Origin of the sequence: Paenibacillus xylanexedens, from assembly GCF_007676705.1 — a bacterium.
GTDB lineage: Bacteria > Bacillota > Bacilli > Paenibacillales > Paenibacillaceae > Paenibacillus > Paenibacillus xylanexedens_C.
On sequence record NZ_VEBF01000001.1, the window covers coordinates 421,188 to 441,773 of the forward strand.

General features: G+C 45.4%; 14 protein-coding genes. 4 read left to right on the plus strand and 10 right to left on the minus strand.

Annotated elements, in window-relative coordinates:
• Positions 1–46 precede the first annotated feature (46 nt).
• The 4 genes from FS628_RS01680 (at position 47) to FS628_RS01695 (ending at position 6,082) form a co-directional block, all read left to right on the plus strand.
• The gene (locus FS628_RS01680) at positions 47–631 is read left to right on the plus strand and encodes an AAA family ATPase (RefSeq protein WP_145318105.1); all 585 of its coding nucleotides are present in this window, start codon (positions 47–49) and stop codon (positions 629–631) included.
• Between the two features lie 308 nt (positions 632–939).
• Positions 940–2,982 carry a serine hydrolase gene (locus tag FS628_RS01685; protein WP_145318108.1) on the plus strand — a complete coding sequence of 681 codons (2,043 nt, stop codon included), beginning with the start codon at positions 940–942 and terminating at the stop codon, positions 2,980–2,982.
• 128 nt (positions 2,983–3,110) lie between these two features.
• Entirely contained in the window at positions 3,111–5,447 is a 2,337-nt protein-coding gene (locus FS628_RS01690) for a sensor histidine kinase (RefSeq protein WP_222125164.1), read from the plus strand.
• Entirely contained in the window at positions 5,447–6,082 is a 636-nt protein-coding gene (locus FS628_RS01695) for a response regulator transcription factor (protein ID WP_145318114.1), read from the plus strand. Before FS628_RS01690 ends, FS628_RS01695 begins: the two co-directional genes overlap by 1 nt.
• A 132-nt stretch (positions 6,083–6,214) precedes the next feature.
• Here FS628_RS01695 and FS628_RS01700 read toward each other — a convergent pair whose 3' ends face one another.
• The 10 genes from FS628_RS01700 to FS628_RS01745 all read right to left on the minus strand — a co-directional run bounded on the left by FS628_RS01700 (position 6,215) and on the right by FS628_RS01745 (position 20,226).
• A complete protein-coding gene (locus FS628_RS01700) occupies positions 6,215–7,180 on the minus strand; it encodes a sugar phosphate isomerase/epimerase family protein (RefSeq protein WP_145318117.1) in 966 nt (321 codons plus the stop codon).
• Between the two features lie 251 nt (positions 7,181–7,431).
• A complete protein-coding gene (locus tag FS628_RS01705) occupies positions 7,432–9,150 on the minus strand; it encodes a hypothetical protein (protein ID WP_145318120.1) in 1,719 nt (572 codons plus the stop codon).
• Positions 9,151–9,172: 22 nt separating this feature from the next.
• A complete protein-coding gene (locus tag FS628_RS01710; RefSeq protein WP_145318123.1) occupies positions 9,173–10,045 on the minus strand; it encodes a carbohydrate ABC transporter permease in 873 nt (290 codons plus the stop codon).
• A gap of 38 nt (positions 10,046–10,083) precedes the next feature.
• Positions 10,084–10,986: an ABC transporter permease gene (locus tag FS628_RS01715; RefSeq protein WP_062834078.1), complete on the minus strand. Its 903-nt coding sequence runs from the start codon at positions 10,984–10,986 to the stop codon at positions 10,084–10,086.
• A 111-nt stretch (positions 10,987–11,097) separates the two neighbouring features.
• Entirely contained in the window at positions 11,098–12,699 is a 1,602-nt protein-coding gene (locus tag FS628_RS01720) for an extracellular solute-binding protein (protein ID WP_145318126.1), read from the minus strand.
• Between the two features lie 587 nt (positions 12,700–13,286).
• Positions 13,287–15,530, minus strand: coding sequence for a helix-turn-helix domain-containing protein (locus FS628_RS01725; RefSeq protein ID WP_145318129.1), 2,244 nt, complete (start codon positions 15,528–15,530; stop codon positions 13,287–13,289).
• Between the two features lie 21 nt (positions 15,531–15,551).
• Entirely contained in the window at positions 15,552–16,775 is a 1,224-nt protein-coding gene (locus FS628_RS01730; RefSeq protein ID WP_260870901.1) for an MFS transporter, read from the minus strand.
• A gap of 44 nt (positions 16,776–16,819) precedes the next feature.
• Positions 16,820–17,875: an ROK family protein gene (locus FS628_RS01735; protein WP_145318132.1), complete on the minus strand. Its 1,056-nt coding sequence runs from the start codon at positions 17,873–17,875 to the stop codon at positions 16,820–16,822.
• A 35-nt stretch (positions 17,876–17,910) separates the two neighbouring features.
• Positions 17,911–19,149 (minus strand): ROK family transcriptional regulator, encoded by a 1,239-nt coding sequence (locus FS628_RS01740; protein ID WP_186327689.1) that lies wholly within the window; start codon positions 19,147–19,149, stop codon positions 17,911–17,913.
• Between the two features lie 237 nt (positions 19,150–19,386).
• Positions 19,387–20,226: a YitT family protein gene (locus FS628_RS01745; protein WP_145321320.1), complete on the minus strand. Its 840-nt coding sequence runs from the start codon at positions 20,224–20,226 to the stop codon at positions 19,387–19,389.
• Between the last annotated feature and the right edge of the window lie 360 nt (positions 20,227–20,586).

Consider the following 20,586-nt stretch of genomic DNA (forward strand, 5'->3'; position numbering starts at 1 on the left):
TTACATTCCACACGATCTTCTAACACACTAAGGAGGCATTACATTCATGAGCAAATTGATTTTCTTTCTCGGCGGGGCTGGAAGCGGCAAGACTACACTTGCCAAAGCCCTTTCACGTAAACATAAAGCTGCTTTCTTCGACATGGATATCCTGCTTCGGCCCGCGGCTGAAGCAATTATGACTCTTCAGGGATTGGATCCATCCGACCGGGATTCGCCTGAATACAAAAGGTTGTGCCGTGATCTTGGGTACCGCATTACGATGGACGCCGCTCTGGATAACGTTCAGTTGGGTATCGATACTATCGTTGTGGGGCCATTTACCAAAGAAATCGGTACCCCGGATTGGATTGCTCAGGAACTTGCACGAATTGGACATACCCTGGATGATACGGATGTGCGGGTGGCCTATATTTATTTGGAGAATGAAGCCTTATATCACGAGCGGATTACAGCGAGACAATCCCCACTGGATGAATGGAAACTAGCCAACTGGGATGCCTTCACAGCTTCTCTGGTCCGAAAAGAAGTAGCCTGGCCGCTCCCTGCTGCATCCGTCGCTTATATCGACAACTCGAGTAATGACTCAGCCATCGCCTATGCCGAACTTGAACGACGGATGTATGAGTAGCTTATATATCTAACTACCAATCCCTTCACACTATAACGCTACCCTTTGAAAATAAAAGGTGGAACAAAAAGAGGTATTTGTCGAGACCCCCATTGGGTCCATCATGACAAATACCTCTTTTCATATATTTAAGATCATTCGAAACGCACTCTGCATCCTCTACGTTTGCGGGATCACGCAAAAAGCATTGCGGAAGTCACGCAAAAATAAGTGTGCACTACGGAATCGCCAATGTAGTCGAACTGATAGATTGTAGATGTAACTCAAATGTAAGAGAGCGTACATAACATTAAACAAAGGAGAATTTCATGAAATCTGACGCAGTAACTTATCCAACTCAACAGCAACAACAACACAGCTACAAATCGAATCCTAATTGGAAACGTGCCGTAGCCAACATCCTCCTTGTTGCATCTCTGAGTTTCACCACAATAACCAGTGTATCGGCAGAGAGCAGTCTCCCTCTTCCTCAGGTAAGCCCTCAGGAAACTGAATCGTTCATCAATCAATTCTTCGCCCAGCCTGAAGTGAAGTCTGCTCTGAAAGGTGCGGTAGTCACCGTTGTTCACGATCAACAGATCGTTTTGAATAAAGGATATGGTTATGCCAATGTGGCAAAACAAATCCCCGTCGATGCCGACTCCACTCTATTCCGTGTAGCCTCCATCTCCAAAACACTGACAGCAACCGCCATTATGCAATTGGTCGAGCAAGGTAACGTAACGCTTGATCAGGATATCAGCGCATACACAGATGCTTTGCATCTGACCAACCATACCGGAACAGCGTTAACATTGAAACATCTGATGACCCACACCAGCGGGTTTGATTTCACAGATGCAGCAGCTATACCCAGGGAGCTGGATCGTTCTTATCCGCTTGAGCAATTCATCCAAGACAACAAACCGTCCGTTGTGCGAACTCCAGGAGAAGTTTTCCGTTACGACAACTACGGCTATGCACTCTTGGGCTACATTGTACAGAAACAGTCCAACCTTCCTTTTGAGACTTATATACAACAGTATATATTCAACCCTCTTCATATGTCGGATAGCCATTTTACTCTAAGCAAAGACACGCTGGGAAAACTCGCAACTCCTTATGACGCTGTAGGACGGGAAATCCCGCAATATCCCAATGTACCCGACAGTTCACCTGAAGGCGGATTAATAACGACTGGACGGGATATGGCTCATTTTATGCTTGCGCAGCTCAATCAAGGTTCCTACCAGGGCGCACGTATACTCGAACCACCATCCGTCCAAGCGATGCAAATGTTGGATGTCTCCATACACCCCGATATACCTGGCACAGGTTATGGATTCGAATCCACCTATTCGCAGTATAATCATGGACGGAAAGTCGTGAGTAAAGCAGGCGATCTTGCGGGCTTCCACTCCAATATGTGGCTGTTGCCTAACGAGAAGACCGGACTGCTTATCGTTTCCAACAGTGATGGACCTGATCTGCGAGAAACGCTTTTTCAAGCATTTATGGATCATTTTTATCCGAACAAAGAGACCCAAGATGTCAATTATAGTGTACCCGAGTCTTCACTCCGTTCCTACGAGGGACTATATCGTGATATCCGCCTGCCTGCATGGTTATATGATATTTCAGCAACAGAGACAGGACTTCAGGTTATAGATGCTTATGGCACTCACACTTTAACACCCGTTAAGGACATGTTGTTCATGGATGAGGACGGTAAGCTTGCTGGTTTCAAAAAAAATCAGTCAGGTGAAATCACATATTTCTATTACAACAAGTCAGATAGCTGGTCCGAAAAATTACCCGAAGCCAAGCCTTATGAAGATGTGCCAGAAGACCATCCCTATGCTCCGTACATCTATCGTTTGACACAGATTGGCCTGTATCCACAGGATCAATCCCTGTTTGAACCGGAGAAGCCCGTAAGTCGTGGGGAGTTCGTAACACAGGTTGTGGGCATAAGCGGGATGTCCATTTCAGCTCAACCACCAACATTTAAAGATACCCAATCTAGTCCTTATGCGGCCTACATTCAAACTGCCCATGAACTGGGCATTGTGCAAGGTAATACCCGTGGATTGTTCCATCCCGAGCAAGCCATAACAAGGCAAGAGGCCGCGGTGATTATTTCGAGAACGGCACAACAACTACTTGGCGCACCTGCCGTAACTGCCGATCTCATCGGTTCACAGGATCGTTGGGCTGAAGAAGGTGTCCAGTTTGTGGTTGCTCTAGGTCTCTACGGTCCCGAAGTATCCGTATCCAGCACCGGTGCTGTGGATTATAGATCGAAGCAGCCTATGCTCAGGCAGGAATCATCAGTTTTGATGTACAAAATGTTAGGCACTCTGCTACATTAACATAGAGTGATGCTCGGCAAGCCATGACATTGCTGCATGGCTTGTTTTTCCACTTCATTTTACCAATGATGCATTTTATAAGAACGGATGATTTTACCATGCGACTAAGACTCCCATTACATAGATTCATGAAAACTAAATTTAATTTCGTGTGGTTTGTAACGATGCTGTGCTTTATACTGACAGCCACGTATATCCATATCTCTTCATTTATGAATCCTTATATCGGACTTTCGTTGACACCAAATGCCTCCAATTCTTGGGCAGTACATTATGTAGATCCGCAAGGTTTAGCTTATACATCCGGGATTCGATCGGGTGACACCGTTATCTCGCTGGAACCCAAAGGAGGAGTCCGCTTACTCCATCAAAAAGGTGTATTCTTAGTGACTGAAGCCTACACCATCGACGTTGAGAATTCTCACGGTCAGGCATCCGGACATACAATGAAGCCTGGATCACGTGAATGGTTCAACATCGGCTTCTCATCCATAGTAGAATTATTGCTATTGTTGACCGGAACCTATGCCTTGTTTAGCCAACCCGGTTCACGAGTGATGCGCCTGTTCTACCTCCTTAACCTGTCCATGGCCATATGTATACTGACGATATACACATCCCAGTTGCCTTTATCTAATTATATTTTGGCCTTTTGTGCGGCATGGTTACCTTACTGTCTAACTGCTTTTTATGTGTCTTTTGTATTCCGTACCCGTCTGCATCGTTTCCGATGGTTATTAATCATCAGCAGATGTATTGCCGTTGCCTACTCTACTGGCCTTGCCTTTCTGTACATCAAGCAGTGGATAATGACCGATGTTCAAATCAATCAAGGCATTACTACCGTCAGTACTCCTGTTGCACCGTCTGGTCCAACCAACCTGCTCAACTTTATTCTTTGTGCAACCCTTCTGATCTTAATCTGGATGACATGGGTTAATCGTAAAAGCTACAATCGCAAGGAGCAGAACCAGCTATTGCTCATGTTAACTGGAATACTTGTTAGCCTGATTCCCTTCATCATCTGTTTTGCTATTCCAACCCTGCTTCAAGGTGAACCATTATTGCCTGTAGAGTACACATTAATTGGATTTCTACCTTTGTCATGGATGTTCACTTATGTACTTGTACAACGGAGTATGCTTGACCTCAAACTGGTTATGCCAAGATTGATGATTCAAGGACTATATGTTTTAATCGTATTTTTACTGTTTCTGGCTGCTTCTCACCTGCATTCGTTAATTCATATCAGCTTGTTGTTTGTCTCGTTTTTGCTGATCACTTGGGTGTATCAGTACATGCTCACCCGCTCACGTAAGAAAAACAAACTTAACAAAGACTGGTTGGAACACCAGCAACTGCGGTTGACTGTGCGAATGGCTGAGCAGCAAAACATGCGGGACATGATTCACGTGTTTGCCGAGATGTTCCACAAGATGCTTGATATTGAAGGTGTAATTGTCATATGGATTGATGATAAGCACAGATATTCTCAGGAAGGTACAGGGATTTTTGCTTCCATTCAGAATACCAATAATGAGGCGTTGGATATTGAAGTTTTACGACAGAAATACGAATTGGCACAGGTTTGGGAGCTGTCAGGTGAACCCACTACGGAGACGATAGGATTTCTGGGTATCGGTCACAAAGAAAATCGCACCCTTTTTTCAGCAGAAGAACAGGATATCATTGATCAAGGCAGGCTGGAAGCAATTCGAATGCTCGTCAATGGCAAACTCTTATCCGATCTGCAAAAGCGATATGAACACCGTGTTGATCAGACAACGCTTCATGAACACCAGATACGCCGTCATCGGGAGTTCAATGATATTTTGATGGAAGCCCAACAGGCAGAGCGTATGAAAACCTCTTATTTCCTTCATGATCAACTACTTCAAAACCTGATCTTCCTGTCTCGTGATTTGGAGGAATTACATGATACCGGAGTGACGGATAGGGGTCAAACGGCTGTTTGGCTGGAGTGCCTGTATGCTTCCCAGAAAGATATTCGCCAACTGTGTGATGATCTGTACCCTCATATTATGGATCGAAGTGATCTTGAAGAAGCGCTGCAATGGCTCATCCGTACGCTTGAAATGCAAAGTGGTATCATGATGGAGCTAAGCTACCATGCTTCGTCTGAAGAGTTGAAGCAAGAACCACTGAAGTCCACTGTTTTTCGGTCGATCCGTGAACTCATTATGAATGTAATGAAACACGCCGAAGCTACGTTTTGCTCCATTCAGGTACATACAAGAGATAACCATCTGATTATTCAAGTCAAAGATGACGGCTTGGGGTTTAATGTTCATACCACATTTGATACTGCAACAGGGCACTTCGGTTTGATTTCCATACAAAGCAGCATTCAGCATCTCGGTGGAGAATTCACCGTACATTCCACCCCTGGCAAAGGAACCACAATAAGCATTCGTTTGCCTTTCATCAAAGGAGCTATTGAATAATGAACGAACCAATCACAGTCGTACTGCTTGATGATCATCCTCTGGTCATGGAAGGTCTCAACAACCGTTTGAATCGTGAACCAGACATACAGGTAGTGAAGACATTCAATGATCCTTTGCTTTTCTTATCCGAAGTAGAGACGTTGCGACCAGACGTTGTCGTGATGGATATCCGCATGCCCCAGCTTGACGGATTCGAAGTTGTGAGAAGATTGAAAGATCAATACGGGTTATCCGTTAAAATCATACTACTATCCGGATACAACTATCACGAATTCCAGTTAAAAGCTTATGATCTGGGCGTTCATGCCTATTTGTCGAAGCAAGCAACGTATGGACAGATTATCAACGCCATCCACCAAAGTATGTTGGGTCATGTGCTTATTCCAGAGAAAATGTTATCTCCTAATCTGGAGGAATCCCTCACAGCAACTGAACGGGAAGTGCTTAACCGCATTGCACTGGAGATGACCAACAAGGAGATTGCACAGGATCTGGCGATCAGTCAACGTACAGTGGAGTATCATATTACCTCTATTACGCAGAAATTTGGTGTTAAGTCCAGAATTGGTGCTGTAGTCAAAGGCTATCAGGCAGGGATTCTCGGTGACGTAACACTCCCTGAGAAACGTTAAAGCATGGAACATTTTACGAGAACAACAAAAGAGCGGCAGAACCCCTCACATGCAACCTAAGGTATGTTCTGAACCGCTCTATATGTTGGTTTACTTCTATAAGGTGCATTCATGTTTGATGCGGTTGCTCCCTTATCCGTGCTGACGCGCCGCATGACGTTCAGCAATACGAGCTGTAATCAAACCATGACTCTCATCGATTTCCTGCGGTGTGCACGCGGCTTTCAGCTCATATACTTTCACTGGCGAACGATCAATGATATCCAAAAATGAATCAAAGAAGGTCATGTCTTTACTATGGATGTATGGACACCAATGATCTGCCAACCCTACGGTTTCATGAATATGCACGCCAACCACGTGATCAATCAACGCGTTAGCCTCCCGTACATTATCGTACAGGCCCATTCGATCCATCATCATACCGTGACCAATATCATACCAGAGACCAAGCGGCGCGCCCTTCATTTGTCCAATAATCGTTCCGGCTTCATGCAAAGTCGGCATCTGATAACAGCGTGAACGGGTCTCAATACCGAAATTCACCCCATATCCTCGCTGCTCGGACAAGTCGCATACCTCTTCGAGACTTTCCTGAATCCGGCTCAGGTAATGTGTGCTGCCATCTTGCCTCTTCTCGATCATCTCTTGCCATAAAGCTTGATACGCCGCTGAGTCCGGCCCCTGATCGTGGTATATCTTTTTCAATGCTTCATCTATGTTGTATTCGAACGGAACTTCACCGGGATGTACAACGACAGCCTTGGCACCATAACGATGTGCGTACTCGGCTGAACGAAGTAACAGTTCAATCGCCCGTTTTCGGCGCGGTTCATCATCAAATCCGAGCAGGACGGAATCCGTTCCGTAATCCGGATCAGCCACATACGGAAATGTATTATGCACACTGGATACACCGATCTCTCCCCGTTCAATCATCGGCTCTATCGTCTGCAGCATCTCTTCCGTAACGTTATAATTCAGTTCAACCTGTTTGAATCCAAGAGACTTGATCTCCTCAATCATGCCTTGTCCGGTCGTATGACGTTTGATATTCCAACATGTTGAGAACGAATATTCTTGTTTGTCTGTGTACATACTTGGTCCTCCTGACTCTCATTCTATCGCCCATTCATATTCCATTTATCTCTATCTATATAAGTTGAACCAATAAACTTTACACTAGATCACTCCAATTGCAGTACCATCTTCCGATCGCTGTTATCCCCAGATTTTTTTGATCCCCTTCTCCAAAGGGAAAAATCCGGTGATAAAGGCGAACGCTCCGCTTCTTCAGATCGGTTCTGCACTCTTCGTTCTCGTGTAAATGTTCAGTTCATCTTATATACCTATTTATTCCTCAAACCGTTGTCTTCACGAAAAGTCAATTCGAATCTCATCTTGTTCGCAGTCTTCCCAGGCACATAACGATAGATGATCTCCGCATGATTCACAAGCATTAACACGGATGGTTCAGGCGCCTCAGCCTTTACGGCACAAGTAAGGCCAGGGAACCGCCATAACGCTGGTGTAATATCCTGCTGACTAAGGGATGGCCCCCTGATTTCAAAATAAACATCGATCTCTTCCGCCGTATCCAATTCCACATCAATGGTTAACGTATCTGGCGTGAGATCCGCATCGAACGTTATTCCGCCCAGATGACTATTCCACCCCTCGCCCACCTCACGACGGATCAAGCGGAGATAATAACGCTCACCCTTATCTGTCTGCCAGTGGATCGTGGCTGGATGCATCTGGCCGTTGGTATTCACACTTCCCGACATGGCCCCGATCATCCGGTCTTCTCCGATCCAGGCCTTGGCCGTACATAGATTCCGGTTAGACGCTGGATCATTGCGCTCACATAGTTCCATGAACTGTTTCTGCACAAGACGATCCTCTTGATGAGCCTTGAAAAAGGGTACGGCTTCAGCGGGCACATCCACCCCGAGGAGCGCAATCAGCGGATCATGCCCAGATTCACAGTTGATTCCTGCCAGATATTCATACCCTTCTCCAAGCAAGAGATAGATAAATACACCGATCGAACTGTGCTCTCGCATCTCCATGTCGTACGCCCGGGAGAACGGGCCGGAGAGATTCTCCAGGTTGGCGTTGTAATATAGCGCAATGTTATTCCACAGCCCATGTTCAATCCGGTGGCCAATTTCGATCAAACGTTCGGTGAGTCCATACTTTCGATACATGCCAAGCACGGACAGATCCACCCCGTAATACGTTGTCGTATTGAATTCCGCGAATGTACCATCGTACTGTTCAAACTCTTTCATTAACCCCTCTGCCTGTTCTTCCGAATGACGAATCCAATCTGTTCGGTTCAAGCGATGACCATAGTAGTGGGTAATGAAAATGTGCATCAACTCAATATTTGTGTTCATGGGGATTACGTCGGATAACCTGCGTTCTATTGAGCCTTGAACAGTCAACCCCATCGCATGGTCCATCCGTTTCATGAGTGTCTCCGGCATAAGTTCGGAGAATTCGGCAGTTACGACCACACAGACACAAGCGATGAACTCGCGCCAGTTGGGATCATAGCTGATCCAGACTGGTGGGAGAACCTCATTCACTGCCGAATTAAAAAGGTGTTTCAGTTGTTTGGGATCCGCTGCCTCAGTGAGCAGAGAACCCTCTTCCTGTAGTTTATGGATAAACTGCGCAGACACCTTCTCAAAGGTGCGTTCCAGGAAATAGGCCGTGCCTGGCGCAAAAGATTTCCAAGCATAGTGACCCGCTGGTGGATGCACATCATTGGGTCGGGTCGCGAAGGTTCCGTGATAGATTTCATCCGGAGCGTCATATTGATAATCGAGCACTTTGTGGAACACCCGTATCGCGCGTTCCACATCACCAGGCTCATTTCGAATCAACAACCCGAGTGCATAATGTGCACTGGCTCGTGTGCTGTGCTGCGATGAATCCTCCTCTTCAAAACTCCGAATCAGATTCAGTTCCTCATCATAGAAGCTATCCATCATCAACATCGACTGATTTACAAGATACTGCTGCTCTTTCGACATCTTCTCTACCATTCGTTGTGTCATGTCATGCGACCTCCCGAGATTGTTAACCTTTTACAGCACCTACCATTACGCCACTGATAAAGTACCGCTGCAACCACGGATACACAAGCAGGATCGGTAACGTTGAGAATATAACGCTGGCTGCTTTCAGACTCTCAGGCAATACCTGAACGGCACCAATTCCTTCGTTCTGCATCAGTTCTGTAATCTGGTTTTGCTGAATCATCTGATACAACTTTAATTGCAAAGGGTATAGCTCAGGCTTGGTGATATACATGAGTGCATCCTGGAAACCATTCCAGCGTCCTACCGCGTAGAATAGGCTCAGTGTCGCCATAACCGGAAGGGACAGTGGCAAGATAATGCGTATGAGTGTTCCAAAATGGCTGCTTCCATCAATGCCTGCTGCTTCTTCCAGACTTTCAGGAATACCTCGGAAGAAGGTAATGAGAATGATCATGTAGAACGGACTAATCAATCCAGGCAGAATAAGTCCCCATGTGCTATCGAGTAAATGTAGATTTTTGATCAGAATGTACTCGGGAATAATGCCCCCACTGAAGAACATCGTCACCACAATGACGAGCATGAACCACTTGCGCCCTTTCAGATTACTCTTCGCCAGTGGATAAGCTGCTGCGATAGTCATCACCATGCTTAGCACAGTACTAAGGACGGTCAGCCATATTGTATAGATAAGGGAACGAATCATTGATCCATCTGCAAATACTTTGGTATACGCCTCAAAGGACAACTCTTTGGGAAAAAAGGATACTTCTCCTGAACCGATCGCCCGGTTTGAACTGAGCGAGATCGCAATAATATGAATGAATGGTGCAAGACACAGCACCATCGTAATGACAATAAGAATGACGTTTACCGTGTTGAATATTCGATTCGCCGTGTTTTCAGACATCCCACTCACTCCTTACAGATCATATGTGATTCAATCCACTACATAATGCTCTCATCGGTTAATTTCTTGGACGTATAGTTCGCTCCGAGTATGAAGACAAGTCCAACTAAAGCCTGGAACAAACCTACAGCTGTTGCGAGCGTAACCTGACCAGACTGTAAACCGACACGATAGACAAATGTGCTGAGTACATCCGAGTATTCACGCACAGCCACGTTTCCGATAATAAACGGCCGGTCGAAGCCGATGGAGATCATGTTGCCGACATTGATGATCAATAAGGTAACAATCGTCGTTTTGATGCCTGGTAAGGAGATGTGCCAGATTCTGCGCAGCCGACTTGCTCCATCCACTTCTGCTGCTTCGTACAGTTCCCGGTTAATGCCCGTCAGGGACGCCAGATACAGAATCGTACCCCAGCCTGCACTCTGCCACACGCCTACCGCAAGATACGTAAAGAGCCAATAGTTTTTGTCTGAAAGGAAAGGCAATGGATCGAATCCCATGCTCATTAAGATATTGTTAATGAATCCGGATTGCGTACCAAATACCTGAAGTACGATTCCTCCAATAATCACCCACGAAATAAAGTGAGGAATGTACAGTAAGGTCTGTGCCAACTTTTTGAACCAGGCCTTCTTCAACTCGAACAATAAGATGGCCAATATAAGTGGTGCCGGGAAGGAGACCAGTAAATCCAGCATGTTAAGTACTAACGTGTTACGTAATGCAGTGTAGAAGCCCTGATTTTGAAACACTTCTCTGAATGCATCCAAACCAATCCACTCACTACCGGAGATACCTTGAAAGAAGTTAAAATCCTTGAACGCAATCTGCACGCCATACATTGGCCCATACTTGAAAATAATGAAGTAGATCATGGGCAGTAGGAGCAACGCATATAGTTGCCAGTTTCTGCGGAAATAGATGCTTGTTTTCATAAACCTTCCCCCCATGTCATACAGGATGTCTCCATTAAGGTGATGTTGTCATCACCTTAATGGAATCCCTGTTCTTTGTTGCCGTATGCATTAGATGTGATCTCTACTTACCTATTTCATTGCATTGTAAGCTTCTGTACGTTCATCCAGGATTGCTTGACCACCGCTCGCCATGTAGTCCTTCATCATGCTGTCATACGTGGCTTCAAAATCAGCTGGTTTGGATATCGTTGTTTTCACGAAGAACTCCATAAACTTGTCTTTCAGACCATTACCGTAGCGTGCTTCTGCATCAATCGGTTTAGAGAAGCGCACTGGTTGAATCGTGTCCGTGTTAGAGATCGCTACCGACTTACGCATATCATCCCGATACTTCGACTCTACCTGAACGACATAGGCCTCTTCATTTTTCTTGTCATCTCCAACGTATTTACCATTGACAATAATGGCAATGTCACCGGAATTATAGATACGACCTGCGATTTCAGGAGAAGCATCATCTTTGATCAATGGAACCCCATCCACAAGTTCATAGTTCTCGTTTTCAACACCGAATTGCAGGTCGAACAGGTTGTTGTCTGAAGCCATCCAATCCAGATACTTCATCGCTGCTTCCGCATTTTTGCTTGATTTCGGAATCATGACATACATTGCATTTGGCGCATATGCCGGTTTGGCGAATTTGCCTTCCGAGTTTTTGAATGCATCAATCGGTGTGATCACTGCACCAGGTTGATTGGTTTGCAGATTTTTGTACGTACCGGAGATGTAGATCTCCCCCGCATCCTCGGTGTAGAATCCAACTTTGCCGTTAGATACATCTTCCCACAGCTTTTTCTTATCTTTGTCGAGTCCAAAGTCCTTGCTCATTAATCCTTCATTATAAAGTGTGTTCATATATTTCAGGGCGTCCTTGAAACCAGGCAATAAGGTTGGATAGTCATTGGAACCCAGTTGTTGCGTTAATGTATATTTCTGTTCTTCCGTCAGCGGTTCAATGAATGACCAGATCAGCGGTTCATATTGAGCCGAAGCAATAGACATTCCCATAGGAATAAGTCCTGTGCCGACTTTACCTGGATCTTTTTCCTTGAACGCCTTCAGTGTAGTATGCAGCTCCTCAGCTGTCTCAGGGGAAGGCAGTCCGAGTGTGTCCAGCCAGTCCTGACGAACATAGGATGCGTACTTGCCAAGTACAAGACGTTTACCTGGAACAGCGAATTGTTGTCCATCGTATTGACCGTAGGCCAGCGTTTCATCTCCCAGGAACTTCTTCAGGTTAGGACCACTTTGATTGATCAGATCCGTAAGTTCGGTCAGACCTCCTTGCTCTGCATACCGGTTGAATGTTCCCGAATCATAGGTAAATACGATATCAGGTACTTCAGAGCCACTCGCCATCAGAACATTAAGTTTCTGTACTTCCTCCGAGCGTGGTACCGGAACAAACTGAACATCGATGTTGTTTGGATCGCCAAACTTCTCTTGAATGAAGCGAGTCAGATAACTGTCCGAAATGGTGTAGCCCGCCGGTGTGTTTCCCCGATCGAAGATTTCTACTTTCAAAGTCGTTTTTTCCCCCGAACCCGACTCTCCTGATGAAGATGTTGATTCGCTTCCTGATGAACATGCAGATAACAATAGAGTGAATGCTGTTACCACTGCGAGGATTGAACTTGCCTTGCCTGCCTTACGTCTTTGAAATAATCTCATTTGACCTTTCCCCTTTCGCACACACTCTGATATGAATTCACATGATTGCCACTCCACTTTGTTCATCCCATTTCGTTGCACCTGTGAATGTCACTAATCATTACATACGATTTGATATTTAGACAATAAACTATTTTCAAAATGTAAAAATTACGGTTTTTAAGTTAAATACCACGATATATAAACATATTTCCTGACAATATACAATTTTCACTTCCTTAATGTTAACTATAATAACACATAGTGTTGTATTGAATATGATTTATCGTATACAGTCTGGCATAGCCCAGAACGCAATAATCCTTTTTCCACTGGATAACTCCATCAAACCATAACAAAAAGAGACCACATCTGTAGTGATCTCCATGTGTAGCACATATAAATGCATTTGACGCACTAATTCCTCGGTGGAAGATTAAACTTCACTTGACCAAACAATGTATCGATGGCATTTCCCGCACGTAAAAAATCTCCTGCAAAGGCGATAAGGTACGAACCTTAGTGCCTCATACAGGAGATTTCATATGATATCTCTAAGAATATTGATTTTCATGCGATGCTTGGATGTTCTAACACGTGCAATCCCGTTATTGATCGCCTTGTTTTCCACTCTGCTTGCGGTAGTCCCCTGGTGTCACGCCCATAATCCGTTTAAATACTCTGCCGAAAGAGATGGCATTGGCATAACCCACTTGCAGAGCAATATCCTGTACAGCCATATCGGATGCAGACAACAGACGGCAGGCCTTTTCGACCCTCAGTTTCACCAGAAAATCAACAAACTTCATCTCAAACTCTTCCTTGAACAGATAACTCGCATATTTGCCCGAGATTTGGAACCGATCACTCAGATGTTTCAGCGACAGATCCGGATCATCAAAATGCTCTTCAATATAGATCCGCAGCTCATTGATCATCGCGCGATGACTTTTTGTTTCATTCACAGAAACATAATTGCGATAGACCTCTTTAAGCCATTCCTGCAAAATCTCCTGAATTCCCTCGAGTGTCTCCACCTGCTGGATATCACTGCGAAGACGAGTCAGGATTTCCTCGGAAAACTGACTTTGCAATCGCTCAGACAGCTCGCCGAATTCACGAGACAACATCTGGATTAACGCCTGCAGCAGCATGCGAATATCGTTATCTGTAATCTGATCTTCGCCAAACGCTACAAACATCTGATCCAGCTGCGTTCGCCACCCATCACCGGTTAGTCTGAATTCACGGACAAAGTCTGCTAGCATCTGCAAATACTTGTAAGATTGCATCTCAATACGATCTGGAAGTTGTTCACTGAGAACAATGGCATCTTTACCAAGAGTAAGTCTATGCTGCAATCCAGCATCTGCACTGGCATACGATCGTGTAATTTCCTCCCAACCTGAAACGGTTCGTCCGATTCCAAAGGTAAACCGCAGTCGGAAATGCTCCGCGATCCACATATGCATCTGTTTAGCTAGATCCATAAGCAACTCACGATCCAGTCCTTCCTGTTCATCCGATGCAATCACGACAATAAGTCTGCGATTCCCAAACCATTCAGCCCAACCACCGAATTCCATCTCGTTCTGCACAAGTTCTTCCACTACGTTCATGAGTGCAATCTTCAGAATATTCTGATTGGTCGAGAGATCCTCACCATTCATCTCTGCAATAAGCACGGCAACACTCTTCGGTTCCATGAATCGTTCCTCTAGAGGTTGCAGATGGCGAAGTCGCTGACGGAATGAATCCATCCGCTCCCCTTCCATCAGATCAACAAGCAATTGCCTGCGGTGAATTAACAGGTTTTCATGATGCTGTTTCTCATAGTCAACCGTCTGAGCAATCAAATGTTCCAGCGCACGGTCGATGAGTGCCAGTTCATCTTTGACAGATGGAGCTGCTTCATCCTCCTCGGCACGTGGCTGTAGCGCCTGAATTCGATTCATGATCAGCTGAATGGGGCGTGTATTTCTTCGAGTAATGTAGATTAGTCCAGCCACCGCACCAATGATCGTTAATAATCCAATACCGATCCACACATAAGATACAAGGGATACCCATGAATACAGTTGTCCGGATTGAATACCACTCTCGAAGACCAGACCTAGCTTGTCCGCAGACACACGATTAAGTATTTCACCTGCTGACGGGTCCATTTGATGCGCCGTATAGATCAGATTATCACTCTTGTCCCGAACCTGAAGTACAGACAACTTTTCATTGGTCATATGATCAATCTGACGTTCGACTGCATACATGTTGATGGTAATAACGAGCAGGCCTTCTCCACCCCACGGCAACGGAAGCCACTTATTCATGCTAATCACCTGTGAAGGCAAGTCGAAATAACGTTCCTTGTATTCACGCGGCAAGTTCCAACCAAGGTTCTCTCGATTCTTCAAGGCTTGTTCAATATAGGCACGATCTTCGAAATCTTCCATGCGCATCATGCCTCTGGGCGTAAGAATCTGTGAATCAGACATCCGATAGAGATAGATGGATTGAATCATATCCTGCTGATCCAGCATACGTCCCAGCCCACTTGCCGCATCATAGATGAACTGGCTTGATAATTGTCCCTGCCCGGCTTCCAGAAAACGACTGTATGTCTTGTTCGTGCCGATATCTTCCAACAACCGGAGTTCAATGTCGCTTAGCGAGCGCTCCAGCGTGTCCACGATGTAGCGGGTAGAGATCATGTCGGCTTTTTGAGTTTCGTTACGTGAGAGTTCGTTGACAATCAGGAAGGAGAGAAAGATCAGAATGGAAATCGTAAGCAGAAAAATGGGAAAATACGAATACATCAACTTGGTGTGCCAATTCCGCTTCAAATTTACTTTCATAGGCTCCAACTCCTTCCATCTCTATTCTAGTGAATATGATCTTCTCTGTTCTTTGGCTTGCCTACTGACGATATACAGAATCACTGATCCTAATGCCGCACTGATCGTACAAGCCAGGTACATCAGTGATGGACCACCGGAATCGAGCAAATATCCATTCAGCATATTACCAACAATTCCGCCCAATCCGGCAAACACCATGTTAAACAAACTTTGTCCTGTGGCCTGCATTTCCCGCCCCGTAACGGAAGCCACATATTCCACTGCTGCGATATAGAAGAATCCAAAGGATAACCCGTGCAGCACCTGAACTCCAATCATCACCTCAGGCGAAGGCCATAACCATTGTATGCCCCAACGTAACATATACGCCCCCGCTGCAAGCAGCATCGTTCGTTCATGTCCCCATTTACGGAGTATGAATGCCGCTGCCAACATGGATGGAACATTGGTAATCGACGCCAGCAACAGTGCTGTACCCGTCATGGTCACAGAACCGCCAGCCATCTGAAATGAAATAACGAAAAAGGAGTTAAACGCAGTGAGCGTTTGGTTAACCAGGAAACAACCTGTTAGAAATAGAAGGAATGTCCGGTTTCGGAGCAACCTTGCCAAACCTACGGAGAAGGTTACCGAGGACGAGGATATGCTCGTCTGCCGGGGAAGTGTACTTGCCAGTATAGCGCTCAGAATATTAAACAGGAGAAATGGCAGCCATAACATGTGAATGGAAAACTGGGAGAGATACATACCAGCTGCAAATCCACCAACTCCCGTTCCTATGCTCCCGAAGAGTCGGATCATGCCATATGAGGTGTTCGCTGCTCTCGCGGCTGTAACCGCATAGGAGTCAGCGACGGGTATTTGAGTCACTTGGAATATAGTGCATAAAGTATAAATCAATATTAATATAAAGTACACTTGAATATTGTAGAAGTACGCTAACGATGCAGGAACAAGCAGGCTGATCACCAGTACAAACCGTGTCTTTTTAAACTTATCTACCAGAATTCCCCATATAGGTTGAAGAATAATAGATACAAGTGTACCAAACGCCATAATAAATCCGGTTTCTTTACTGGAAAACCCTTGTTCTACCAATATGGGATTAATATACGGGTTAAACATTCCCCCCGCAAGTCCCATAAACAGGTACAGGCCCTGTAGTTTGAGTAGAACACGTCTTGCATCATTGGAATCGGCTTTTATTTTCTCTGTGTAAGCCTTCATATGTCTGCTTCTCATCCGGATCTCCATCCTTTAATTCTGTAGTTGCTTCGCCTATTCTCTTAATATGTGCGTGTCAGACTCGACTTGATCGCAGCCAATGCCCCGATTGCCCCTGCTTTGTTCCCCAGTTCAGCTACAGCTAAAGGTGTAGGTAGAACGGTGTAACGTTGGAGTCGTGTGCGCACTTCATTTAGATAATAGGATGGGTTGGATGCAGCTACGCCACCGCCGATAACTATAATAGAAGGATTAAGTAAAGCCGTGATATTCGCCAGACCTCTCGCCATATATCGCATGGGCAGCTCCAGGATCTCCAGTGCAGCAAGATCACCTGATTCGGCTGCTTTGAATACATGCCTGGCTTCGATCTGTTCGGCTTCTCCTCCTGCCAGACCCATAATCAGGGATAAGGAACTTCCCTTTCCATCAGCAAAATACCGCCTCGCCTGTTCCGTAATTCCGGTACCTGAAGTCGCTTGCTCGAATACACCAAATGAATCAGCATCCGCAACGTAACCTGAATGAAGCCCTTCGTCTCCTGCAATAAAATGCCCAATCTCGCCGGCTGCTCCATTCTGACCGCTATACAGCTGTCCATTCAGGATAAGCGCGGCTCCGATGCCTGTTCCAACCGTGACCATCACGCAATGGCGATGTCCCTGCGCTGCCCCTTGATCATATTCTCCCATTGCGGCCATATTCACATCGTTATCCAACATGATGTTCCCGGTGTAATACTTCGCAATAATAGGACGAATATCTTGCTCAAGCCACTGAAAAGCCGGAGCATTTCGCAGTATTCCTTCCTCCTGCAGAATCACACCAGGGAATCCCAAACCTGCACCTGAAAGTTGATTCAGACTGCACCCCACCTCACGGCAGAACGTTTCCAGTTCAGCGAATAACCATCGGAAAAACACATCCGGCTGATCACTAACAAGGGTAGGTAACTGGCGTTCATGAACCTTACTTCCAGCCTTCTGTGAAGACAACAGGATTAATGTTTTGGTACCTCCAATGTCAATACCTGCGATCCAGCCGGATGTCATACCACTAACCGTACCACCTTGATTGGGTTGAAAATCCTTACTTACGTTTTTCACGGACTCTGTCATCCCGTTTCCCTCCTCACATGTATATATCCATTCTCTTATTCCATGGCTTCCTGCTGAAGATTTAGCATTGTTTGTTGTACGGCCACCTGCACCGCGCCAGTGACAACAGCCTGCTCACCAAGCTTGGAACAGATTAACTGTGGCTGGACCGGGAATTGCTCAGATACGATCTGTCTCAGTAATGGCAGCAACACATCACCGTTCCCCCCAACACCTCCGCCAAGCACAATGAGATTGGGAGCAAGCACAACGCTAATCTGACGCAGAGCAGAAGCAATCATCTGGCTGTATTGTTTAACAATCCCTAATGCCTCTGCTTCTCCACTACGTGCAGCTTCAAACAACTTTTCCGGAGTCAGGTGTGTGCGGATATCTTCTACATGTACAGTCGCAGTTACAGTTACATCTGCTTTTGCATTTGAATCAGCAACCTCCAATACTTCATCAAGCGAATCAAGATGTCGTTTTGCCAGTTGCATCAGTCCATCAGCTGACAACACTTCCTCCAGACGGCGCCCATCTTCCATCAGCATCTCCGCGATCTCTCCGGTTAAGCCACCAAGACCTCGAAGTAGTTGGCCATGCACCATGATTCCAGCTCCCGTTCCTGTGCCGATGGAGAAAAAAATAAACAAGGGATAGCCTGCTGCTGCACCACTCCTGTACTCCCCCAGCGCCGCAAGATTCACATCATTCTCCAAGATTACTTCACAGGGAAATGCGCCAGACAACGACTCAAGGGAGAAGGCCTGTTCCAAACCTGCTAACGGGTCCACAATACGATTAATACGCCCCGATTCAGGCTGCACTACACCCGGTATGCCGAACCCAATGCACTGAATCTGGTTCCAGTTCAGATGTGTCTCCTCGAGCAATTCGTTCATATAGCTTCGAAGAAGCTCCAGCATCATCGCTTCTGCTTGGTCATTGGCTTCTTGGACTACCATGGGATACGTTCGATAAGCGATGATCTCTCCATTCAGATCGGATAATGCGATCCGAATACGTGTTGCTCCAAGATCTACACCACAGACATAATAGGCCTTTTCATTAAAGCAGAGGAGGGTTGCTTTGCGACCCTGAGCGTTGTCAGCTCTCCCCGTTTCCCTCACCAGATTCCGGGCAATCAGATGTTCGACAGCCGACGACACTGTGGGTTTACTAAGTCCGGTCTGACGGCTGATATCCGCTCTCGACATGGTTCCCTGTGTTATCAGAGCATCCATAATCAGATTTTCATTCAGATTGCGAATATATTGCGGTGTGCCAGCCATGTTATCGCCTCCTTTATAGTTAGTTAAGTTTATTAACAAATTAATTAAATTCAATATATCACCGCCTTTTGGGAGTGTACAGCTTTTTATGCTCCAATAGATGACATCATATTGCCACATCACCGAGATCAATTTTTGTCCAAGGTTACAAGTTCAGTATTAGTCCCCTGATCGCAACAAAAAAAGTTGCAGTGAGCTTCCACCGCAACTTTTTTCTTCTATATAAGAGCATCATTTCTAGGTCTTAGAGAGTTCAATGAATCCTTCACCGAATACATCACGCACATCATGGATGGTAATAAAAGCAATCTCATCTTCTGCTCGTACAATTTTCTTCAGCATGGAAACTTCTTGCTTGCTAATCACAATGTATAGAATTTCTTTCTTATTTTTGGTGTAATACCCATGACCGGACAGGACGGTTACTCCGCGGTCCATCTTCTCAATCACTTGCTTTGCGATCTCATCCTGCTTGGAAGAGATAATCATAACTGCCTTTTTCGGATTGAGTCCTTCAATGATGAACTCCATCGTTTTGGTTCCGACAAACAGCAGGACAATGGTACACATTAAACCTTGTGGTCCAATGATGAAGAATGACGAGAAGGCCACAATCAGATCGAAAAACAGAAGTCCGTAACTGATATTCCAATCGAGATATTTATTGGCAAGCCGGGCCAGGATCACTGTACCTGCCGTAGTGCCTCCCACTCTAACAATCAAACCGATACCTAGACCGGCAAATAATCCACCAAAGATGGTATTGATCCAGAGTTCATCTGATGCAATCGTCCAGCTCTCCGTCAGATGCAGGAACAACGAGTTGAATACAACCGCAATGATCGTATACACTGTAGTCGTTTTATCGAGAAACCGATATCCCACAATTAACAAAATACCGTTCAGGATCAAGTTCATCAGTCCCGGGGACCATTCAAACAGGTAATACAAAATAATCGTAATGCCCGTGACGCCGCCTTCAGCTAAATCGTTCGGGATCACGAACAGGTTCACCGCCAGTGCAAACAGAAAGGCACCTGCCATAATAAATAGAATATCCGTAATTCGTTTCTTCATCATGCATTCCATCCAATCCATCAGAAATCAACCTAATCGACAATCTCATAAGTTGTCATAATCACTCAAAGATAGATTTTACCATGCCCACAACGAAATTTGTATACATAATACAAATTGTTGCGTAATTTGTGCAAAGGAATCTGTATAAACGCTCTTTTTCCTCTTCTGCAAAGCCAGTCCCTCACCTACACCATGACAAATGTCATGGTCCATCATTGATGTTCATCATTATAGAAGGCTGACGTTTATGACTTACTGTCATGGTCATATTGTTTTACAATGATAAAAACGCTTCCTAAAGGAAAATCTATTGGGGAACGGAAAGTTATAGCTGGTTACAGATATAACGATTGAAGG